The organism is Arsenophonus endosymbiont of Bemisia tabaci Q2 (assembly GCF_902713415.1).
In the GTDB taxonomy this organism is placed as follows: Bacteria; Pseudomonadota; Gammaproteobacteria; order Enterobacterales; family Enterobacteriaceae; genus Arsenophonus.
Genome location: NZ_CACTIE010000085.1, coordinates 1 through 9,238, shown reverse-complemented (window position 1 = coordinate 9,238; position 9,238 = coordinate 1). Strand labels below are relative to the sequence as shown.

Here is a 9,238-nt window from a genome sequence, read left to right as displayed (position 1 = left end):
AATTAATAAAGAAACAATATTCATAAATGTGAAGATGACATTGTGGCAGAAAGCATTTTTGAGGCATAATATGGTGCAATTAATTTACTAGGAGTGCTGTTGTGTCAACTGAAAAAAATAGAGACAGTCATTCGTTGATAGAACAATTTCTCGATACTATTTGGCTTGAGCACAATTTAGCCGCTAATACGCTTTCTTCTTACCATACTGATTTACAAGCATTAGTTAATTGGTTATCGCGCCATGGTCACGATCTGCTTACGATGGAGATCATCGATTTATAATCTTTTCTGGCAGAACTGGTAGAGGGCGGTTATAAAGCCACCAGTTCTGCTCGTTTACTGAGTGCCATGCGACGCTTATTTCAGTATTTCTATCGTGAAAAACTACGTACCGATGATTCGACCGCACAATTGTCGGCACCTAAAATTGCCGAAACGGCTTCTTAAAAATCTTAATGAGAAACAAGTTGAAGATTTACTGCATGCACCTATCACTAATGATCCGATTGAATTAAGAGATCAAACGATGCTTTAGGTGCTTTATGCATGTCGGCTACGTGTTTCTGAACTGGTTGGGCTAACATTAACAGATATTAGTTTACGTCAGGGTGTTATTCGGGTAGTTGGAAAAGGTAATAAAGAACGATTGGTACCCTTGGGTGAAGAGGCTATTTATTGGTTGGAAACTTATTTAACCGAAAGTCGTCCAATCTTACTTAATGGATTGACTAATGATGTATTATTTCCGAGTAAAAGAGGTACGCAAATGACACGTCAGACTTTTTGGCATCGGATTAAAGATTATGCAGCAATTGCTGGAATTGATAGTGAAAAACTTTCTCCTCACGTATTAAGACATGCTTTTGCCACCCATTTTCTGAATCATGGGGCAGATCTCCGTGTAGTATACAAATGTTACTTGGACATAGTGATCTTTCTACCACCCAGATCTATACCCATGTTGCCACAGAGCGTTTAAGGCAATTGCACCAACAACATCATCCTCGAGGTTCATTGAGGATCAAGGAAATTCTAAATGAAAAAAATATCGTATGGTTAATTGGTCTTCTGGCCGCAATGTCACATTCTGCATTGGCTGATGATGTGGCAATTAAAAGAGGATTGAATAAAATGGGCATAGAAACTGAGAATATCCATCCGTCACCTATTTTAGGTTTAAGTACAGTAATTACTAGCCAAGGTCTGGTTTATGTGACTGAAGACGGTAAGTATTTATTAGAAGGACCGATTTATGATTTAAGTGGTCAAATGCCGGTTAATGTTACAAATCAGATCTTGGCAAAGAAAATAGAAGCAATGAGCTACCAGATGATCATATTTAAATTACCAGAGGAAAAATATGTTTTCACCGTATTTACCGATGTTACCTGTGGTTATTGCAAGAAATTTCATCAAGATATAGCAGAATATAATAAAAAGGGTATCACCATACGTTATTTGGCATTCCCTCGTAATGGCTTTCACCACGAATCAGCTAAAACAATGACATCTATCTGATGTACTGCTGATCGACAAAAAGCATTAAAAAGTATTAAGAGACCCTTTTAAAGGCAAAACGATTTCTCCGATTGAAAAATGCAAAACAGTCGATATTGCTGCTCAATTTAATATCGACCATATGCTTGGTATCAATGGGACACCCGCTATGGTGTGAGACGATGGCACAGTAATATAGCTAAGCGTCTTAATTTTGATTACAAAAATATATGTTTTTCTCCAATATAAATTTACTGATATAGAGTAATTACTTGTAATCATTTTAAAGTCGTCTAGCTATACCTTGGTTATATGACGGCAGATAATTTAGTTAAAGGGTTAGAAAAACTTAAGAAAAATTATAATGAGTTAACAATAAATATGAAAATACAGCTTCATCGCTGACCGAAAGCAGATGATAGCCACCTTCCTGCTCATTTGTCTCCGGTATTACGCCGTTTGTACGCTATGAGAGGTGTGTTATCAGAAAATGAGTTAGAAACAGGTGCAAAAGGATTGCTTAATTACCAATCACTTAATGGTATTGAAACAGCGGTTCAGTTATTAATCACTGCTCTGAATAAACATTTGCGAATTATAATGGTCGGTGATTTCGACGCCGATGGTGCAACCAGTACGGCATTGGCACTGCGAGCGCTGGGTGCGATGGGATATCGTCATTTTGATTATTTGGTTCCTAACCGATTTGAAGATGGCTATGGACTTAGCCCACAGGTTGTTGATCAAGTAATTAAAAGAAAAGCGCAACTTATTATTACCGTTGATAATGGTATATCTTCCTATGAAGGAGTTGCTGTTGCTCAACAACACGGTATAAAAGTGATTATTACCGAACACCATTTACCAGGAGAAACCCTGCCTTGTGCAGAAGCAATCATTAATCCTAATTTAGCTGATTGTCACTTTCCATCAAAAGCATTAGCGGGGGTTGGTGTCAGTTTTTATTTGATGTCAGCATTACGTGCTGCGTTGCGCCAGACTGGTTTGTTTGAGCAACAAGCATGTAAGATGCCTAATCTGGCTGAATTATTAGATTTGGTTGCATTAGGTACGGTGGCCGATGTTGTTCCCTTAGATAGTAATAATCGTATTTTAGTCTATCAAGGTTTAAACCGTATTCGGGCGGGACAAAGCTGTGTCGGGATCAAAGCCTTGATTGAAGTTTCCAAACGTGATGTTAGTCGTCTGGTTGCTAATGATTTAGGTTTCTCAATTGAGCCACGGCTTAATGCAGCGGGAAGATTAGATGATATGTCAATCGGTGTAGAACTGTTATTGACTGATGATATCGTTCACGCTAGAAAATTGGCTAATGAATTAGATAATTTAAATCGTACTCGCCGCGAAATTGAACAGCATATTCAGCAAGAGGCTTGGCAGATTTTTGAGCAAATAGAAGAAAAACGTCATCAAATACCGAATGGTCTTGCACTTTATCATCCTGAATGGCATCAGGGAATAGTAGGAATATTGGCTTCTCAGATCAAAGAACGATTTCATCGTCCGGTTATTGCTTTCGCGCCGGCTGGTGAAAGGATTTTGAAGGGGTCAGGGCGTTCCATCTATGGTTTGGCATTTACGGGATGCCCTTGAACGCTTAGATATGCTTAATCCGGGATTAATTTTAAAGTTTGGTGGCCATGCTATGGCGGCAGGATTAACGCTGGAAGAGCAGAAGTTTACTCAGTTTCAAGAGAACTTTGCTAATCTGATGGCAGAACTACTGGATAACAATATGCTTGAAGGGGTTATTTGGAGTGATGGTGAACTAAATAATGAAGAGTTGTCATTGGATATTGCTGAACTAATTAGAAATGGTGGGCCATGGGGACAGGCTTTTCCTGAGCCAATTTTTGATGGCAAATTTCGCCTACTGCAACAACGTCTTGCCGGTGATTGTCATCTAAAAGTGATGTTAGAACCACTGGCTGGTGGTCCGATTATAGATGGCATCGCCTTTAATATTGATACCGCTTATTGGCCTGACAATAGTATTAAAATGGTCGAATTGGCTTATAAATTAAATGTGAATGAGTATCGTGGTAATCGTAACATCCAGTTACTTATTCAGCATTTATGGCCTTGCAAATAGTATTTAGCCTATTTTGACCATCAACAGTGTTAGGTATAGTTATGATTTCCCTTATTATAATCACTATTTTTCTGTCACTAATTGCAACTAGTTAGATTTAAAGCATTATTCTTATAGTGGCATTTACTGACTAAAAGCGGTTATTTGGTTGGCAAAATGAGTTATCATGAAGCATATTAACTGAAAAACTATAATCCAGCAATCAGATCCGCTACAATAAGCGGTTTATATTTTTATGACTTTTAATGAAAATAACATAAATAAGATATAAGAGTATGTTTGAAATTAATCCAATAAAAAATCAAATTCAGGATCTGTCTGAGAGGACGAAGATCTTGAGGGGGTATCTTTGACTATGATGCCAAGAAAGAACGTTTGGAAGAAGTAAATGCAGAACTTGAGCAGCTTGATGTGTGGGAAAAACCAGAGCGAGTCCAAACGTTGTGTAAGGAGCGTTCTTCTCTTGAAGCAATAGTAGAAACTATTGATGCCTTGATACAAGGTTTAGACTATGTATCTGGTTTGCTCGATTTGGCAATTGAAGCTGATGATGAAGAAACTTTTTATGAGGCGGTCGCGGAGTTAACGCAGCTGGAAGGAAAACTGGGACAATTAGAGTTTCGTCGTATGTTTTCAGCGCAGTATGACAGTGCTAATTGTTATCTTGATTTACAGGCAGGCTCAGGGGGAACTGAGGCGCAAGATTGGGCTCGCATGTTGATGCGCATGTATCTTCGTTGGGCAGAGTCAAAAGGTTTTAAAACAGAAATTATTGAAATGTCAGATGGTGATGTTTCAGGCTTAAAATCTGCCACGATAAAGATTATTGGTGAGTATGCTTTTGGTTGGTTACGGACTGAAACCGGTGTTCATCGATTAGTACGTAAAAGTCCTTTTGATTCCGGTGGTCGCCGCCATACCTCATTTAGCTCAGCGTTTATTTATCCTGAAGTAGATGATGATATAAATATTAAAATCAATCCGGCGGATTTACGCATTGAGGTTTATCGGGCGTCAGGGGCTGGTGGCCAACATGTTAATAAAACAGAGTCAGCGGTACGTATAACCCATATTCCAACTGGCATTGTTACCCAATGTCAGAATGACCGTTCTCAACATAAGAATAAAGATCAGGCATTAAAGCAACTAAAAGCAAAATTATCTGAACTAGAAATGCAAAAGAAAAATGCCGATAAACAAGCATTAGAAGAAAATAAATCTGATATTGGCTGGGGTAGCCAAATTCGTTCTTATGTGCTCGATGATTCTCGAATTAAAGATCTACGAACCGGTGTTGAAAATCGCAATACCCAAGCTGTGCTGGATGGTGATCTGGACAAATTCATTGAAGCAAGCTTAAAAGCTGGCCTATGAGGAAAAAAGATGTCTCAACAACAACAGGGTACTGAGCGATCCCTTGATTTAAATAATGAATTAAAAACTCGGCGTGAAAAATTGGCCGGATTGCGTGGTAATCGCATTGCTTTTCCTAATGATTTTCGCCGTGAGTATTTATCTGGCGATTTGCATGGTAAATATAATGAGAAGCATGCGGAAGAACTTACTGCACTGAATATTGACGTCTCTGTTGCCGGCCGAATGATCACACGCCGTATCATGGGTAAAGCCTCTTTTGCGACTTTACAAGATATGGGCGGTCGGATTCAGATTTATGTTTCTCGCCATGACTTACCAGAAGGTATTTATAACGAACAGTTTAAGAAATCGGATCTGGGCGATATTCTTGGTGTTAAGGGTAAATTATTTAAGACCCAAACAGGTGAGTTAACCATCCATGCGCATGAAGTCTATTTATTAACCAAAGCATTACGACCTCTGCCAGATAAATTCCATGGGCTGGCAGATCAGGAAACGCGTTATCGCCAACGTTACCTCGATCTTATTGCTAATGAACAATCGCGCCAGACTTTTATTACGCGTTCACGTGTGTTATCGGTTTTACGTAACTTCATGGTTAGTAAAGATTTCATGGAAGTCGAAACACCCATGATGCACGTTATACCGGGTGGTGCAGCGGCACGTCCATTTATTACTCATCATAATGCGTTAGATATTGATATGTATCTGCGTATTGCGCCAGAACTTTATTTGAAACGTTTAGTTGTTGGCGGATTCGAGCGAGTTTTTGAAATTAATCGTAATTTTCGTAATGAAGGCATTTCGCCGCGGCATAATCCAGAGTTTACCATGATGGAACTGTATATGGCTTATGCTGATTATAAAGATCTTATTGTGTTAACCGAAGAGTTATTTAAAACGTTAACGCAAGAAGTATTAGGCACAACCCAGGTAACATATGGTGAGCATTCATTTGATTTCGGGCAGTCTTTTAGCAAAATGACGATGAAAGAAGCGATAGTCAAATATCAGGTCGAAACTGATCTGGCTGATTTGAATGATCTGGCTAAAGCGACAATCATCGCAAAATCACTCAATATAGAGGTAGAAAAAGGCTGGGGATTAGGTCGTCTACAGTGTGAGATTTTTGAGGCAGTGGCGGAAAGCCATTTGATCCAACCGACATTTATTACTGAATATCCGGCAGAAGTTTCTCCGTTGGCTCGTCGTAATGATAATAATCCATTTATTACCGATCGATTTGAATTCTTTATTGGTGGTCGTGAAATTGGTAATGGTTTTTCTGAGCTAAATGATGCAGAAGATCAAGCTGAACGCTTTGCTGAGCAGGTTCGTCAGAAAGATGAGGGTGATGATGAAGCCATGTTTTATGATGAGGATTATATCACTGCACTGGAGCACGGATTGCCACCAACGGCTGGTTTAGGTATTGGTATTGATCGGATGATCATGCTATTGACCAATAGTCATACAATTCGTGATGTTATTCTGTTTCCAGCATTACGGCCTGGTAAATAGTTTAGCAAATTGGATAAATAGTGCCTGGCTGAAGCCAGGCACTGCTATTTTTTTTTCGATCTATTATTTGTCGCCAATATAGTATTTAACGCTTGTCTGCTTATTGAAATAGCTTGCCTCACTAGGGTTGTTTGTCGTCAGTATAATATTTAACGCCGATGCGGATAATCTCCCGCCCTTGTGTGCGCCGATGTTTATTGGTATCACGCAAAGAATAGATAAAACCGCAATATTCTTGTTGATAAAATTGTTCGCGCTTACTAATTTCCACCATTCTTGCGGAATCACCTTGTTTAGGGCAGTTATAGTCCCAATAAGTTAGGCCATCGTAATGACTGGCGGCACGCTTACCGCAATCATTGATCTGTTGCATATTTTTCCAGCGAAAAATACCTAATGAACTGGAGATAATGCTAAAATCATGCTCGGCAGCATAAAGAGCGGTACCCTCAAATCGCATATCAAAACACATAGTGCAACGAATTCCACGCTCAGGTTCTTGCTCCAACCCCTTGGCACGTGCAAACCAGTTATCACTATCATAATCAGCATCAAAAAACTGCACATTATGCTCCTTGGCAAAACGAATATTTTCGTTTTTGCGGATCTCATATTCTCGTTGTGGGTGAATATTTGGATTATAGAAAAAATAGTATAATCAATACCGGAAGCACTTAGTGCCTCCATTACTTCACCTGAGCAAGGCGCGCAACAAGAATGCAGTAATAATTTATTTGCGCCATTAGGCAGCGTTAGTTTAGAACGGGTAAATTTATCCATAGTTGCAAATTTTTATAGTAATCAATAATAGGGCTAATAATAACAGCAAGCGAGAGATATATAATAGTCTTTTATTTTTTTGGGTCAAATTTGTTTTCGATAGACGCCAAGAAGGTTTATTGCCGCTTATAATCGATAAAAACACCCACTATATTTTACTTAAAGTAATTTTACATCGACTTAGATTGATATAAAAATTTATTTTATTAAATATTAATATAATATTCGATAATTTTTCATTGTGGTATTAACTAATATAAAGAGTTAGTTAAAGAAAGAGTTTTTATATCAAATATTGCAATAAGATAATATTTCAATTAATAAAAGATATAGCGGAAAATATGGTAAATAAACTTTAGAAACTGTTATTTAGTATAAAAACTTCTACTAAACAACAGTGTTAGTAGTGGTAAATAAATAGAGAAATTTTATGAAGAAATTGAATGTTATAAATTAAATTTTAAGCTGGAGAAAATATTGATACATTTTTAAATATTTTAGTAATGGAATTTTTGGTTAAAATTCACCTTTTATCTGTTTTTATATCACTAAATGATGCTTTAGTTGCTTACTGTTAGTCATATAAACCAAAAACTGCCAACCAGTTCACACTTTCTTGATATGTTTTTTGCTGTAATAAGCCATGTTACATGCTTTAGGACTTGATTTTTTCAAAATAAAATAATTAAGCAGTCAATAGGAGTTTATTGTATGAGATCATTAAGCTTTATTATATTGAGTATATTTATGTCATTATGTTTAGTGAAATCTTTACAGGAAAAAGAGTATCAACTGACGGGTAAAAATATAAACATGCTGTTATCCGATAATAAGAAAGGTATATTACTTTGATTTAAAAATAACAAAAATAATGATGCAATTAAAACTGATAATTTATTTGAAATTAATTTTAATTCAGGAAAAATTAACGAAAAAAGATTTTAACCTGCAAGATACTAAGCAGTATAAAAATACCATCATAATAAATTATATTAAAGATACTATCAAAGTCACCACAATATTGTCTTTATGTGACAAGGCCAATTTTGGCCGTTATGAAATCCAAATCAGCGCTGAAAATAATCCCCTAAACATGAGTATGGTGTTATTAATGCCTTTTAAGACGCAGGCGCCTTTTGTTTATGGTTCAGTTGTCAGTTCTCCAATTATTAGTGATTCATTTTTTGTCATTCCAGAAAATCCGTTAATTAATACGATAGCTTATGAAGGCCGAGTAACAGAAAAAATAGCCTAGGCCATTCCTTTACAGCCAGGTCATACACTTAGTTACAAAACTTATATTGGCATTTATGCAGCTGGCTAATTACGAAGTAATGCCAATCAGCTTTTAAATTTTGTTCGTGCTCGTCCTTATCATCCTTATTTACGCTATAATTCTTGGCTTGATATTGGTTTTTTTAATCCCTATACCCAAAAGCAAGCATTATTACGTATTAAACAGTATGGCGAACAGTTTGTCAAAAACGCGGTGTCAAATTAAATGGCTCTTTATTTAAAGATGGTTGGGATAATTTAACCGGTAACTGGGGATTTGGTGCTAATTTCTCCAATGAGTTTAATAAATCAAAAATAGTAGCCGAAAAATATCATGCGGCATTAGGTATTTGGTTATCACCCTGGGGAGGATATAGCTAAGCGACTTAATTTTGATTACACCATATTGAGTGCGAACAAAATATCTGTGTCGCATCCGAGCGCTCTTTTTTTTTGCATTTAGCTTGTCCCCATTTACGTTCAATTGGATTAAGATCTGGCGAATAGGTAGGCAAATATTTCACCATATGCCCCGCATCGATGATGACTTGTTTAATACTCTGTTTCTTTTGAAAAGTTGCATTATCCATCATGATTACACTGTTTTTAGGAAGTACTGGGATAAGGACTTGGGTGACCAATGCATAGAAAACATCGCTGTTAATATTGATAT

General features: G+C 37.1%; 7 protein-coding genes and 3 pseudogenes. 6 read left to right on the top strand and 4 right to left on the bottom strand.

Going from position 1 to position 9,238, the window contains the following annotated elements:
- Positions 1–134: 134 nt before the first annotated feature.
- Positions 135–1,010: pseudogene (gene xerD, locus ARSQ2_RS12560) on the top strand (site-specific tyrosine recombinase XerD); the annotation flags it as partial.
- A complete protein-coding gene (gene dsbC, locus ARSQ2_RS12555) occupies positions 987–1,520 on the top strand; it encodes a bifunctional protein-disulfide isomerase/oxidoreductase DsbC (protein WP_420837738.1) in 534 nt (177 codons plus the stop codon). The pseudogene xerD and the gene dsbC, both read left to right, overlap by 24 nt.
- A gap of 102 nt (positions 1,521–1,622) precedes the next feature.
- On the opposite strand, the gene ARSQ2_RS04680 is transcribed toward dsbC, so the two are convergent.
- Complete coding sequence (locus ARSQ2_RS04680) at positions 1,623–1,781, bottom strand: hypothetical protein (RefSeq protein WP_181994530.1); 159 nt, start codon at positions 1,779–1,781, stop codon at positions 1,623–1,625.
- A gap of 156 nt (positions 1,782–1,937) precedes the next feature.
- Between ARSQ2_RS04680 and recJ the strand changes: the two are divergent.
- The 3 genes and pseudogenes from recJ to lysS all read left to right on the top strand — a co-directional run bounded on the left by recJ (position 1,938) and on the right by lysS (position 6,510).
- Positions 1,938–3,612: pseudogene (gene recJ / locus ARSQ2_RS04675) on the top strand (single-stranded-DNA-specific exonuclease RecJ).
- A 275-nt stretch (positions 3,613–3,887) separates the two neighbouring features.
- A protein-coding gene (gene prfB, locus ARSQ2_RS04670) for a peptide chain release factor 2 (protein ID WP_181994529.1) occupies positions 3,888–4,986 on the top strand; the annotation gives its coding sequence in 2 pieces (ribosomal slippage) (positions 3,888–3,962 and positions 3,964–4,986; 1,098 coding nt in all).
- 9 nt (positions 4,987–4,995) lie between these two features.
- Positions 4,996–6,510, top strand: a complete 1,515-nt coding sequence (gene lysS, locus ARSQ2_RS04665; protein ID WP_181994528.1) for a lysine--tRNA ligase — start codon at positions 4,996–4,998, stop codon at positions 6,508–6,510.
- A 121-nt stretch (positions 6,511–6,631) separates the two neighbouring features.
- Here lysS and ARSQ2_RS04660 read toward each other — a convergent pair.
- Positions 6,632–7,290, bottom strand: a pseudogene (locus tag ARSQ2_RS04660) (epoxyqueuosine reductase QueH).
- An 898-nt stretch (positions 7,291–8,188) separates the two neighbouring features.
- Between ARSQ2_RS04660 and ARSQ2_RS14035 the strand changes: the two are divergent.
- Positions 8,189–8,545, top strand: a complete 357-nt coding sequence (locus tag ARSQ2_RS14035; RefSeq protein ID WP_181994527.1) for a hypothetical protein — start codon at positions 8,189–8,191, stop codon at positions 8,543–8,545.
- A 321-nt stretch (positions 8,546–8,866) separates the two neighbouring features.
- Here ARSQ2_RS14035 and ARSQ2_RS14030 read toward each other — a convergent pair whose 3' ends face one another.
- Positions 8,867–9,001 carry a hypothetical protein gene (locus tag ARSQ2_RS14030; RefSeq protein WP_276529423.1) on the bottom strand — a complete coding sequence of 45 codons (135 nt, stop codon included), beginning with the start codon at positions 8,999–9,001 and terminating at the stop codon, positions 8,867–8,869.
- Positions 8,952–9,238: transposase (locus ARSQ2_RS04650; RefSeq protein ID WP_181994526.1), on the bottom strand; the 287-nt coding region annotated here is incomplete at its 5' end. The genes ARSQ2_RS04650 and ARSQ2_RS14030, both read right to left, overlap by 50 nt.

Bases quoted from the DNA above. Each gene is read 5' to 3' on its own strand.
- lysS (WP_181994528.1), top strand. From the start codon at position 4,996: ATGTCTCAACAACAACAGGGTACTGAGCGATCCCTTGATTTAAATAAT.
- ARSQ2_RS14030 (WP_276529423.1), bottom strand. From the start codon at position 9,001: ATGCGACACAGATATTTTGTTCGCACTCAATATGGTGTAATCAAAATT.
- ARSQ2_RS04680 (WP_181994530.1), bottom strand. From the start codon at position 1,781: ATGATTACAAGTAATTACTCTATATCAGTAAATTTATATTGGAGAAAA.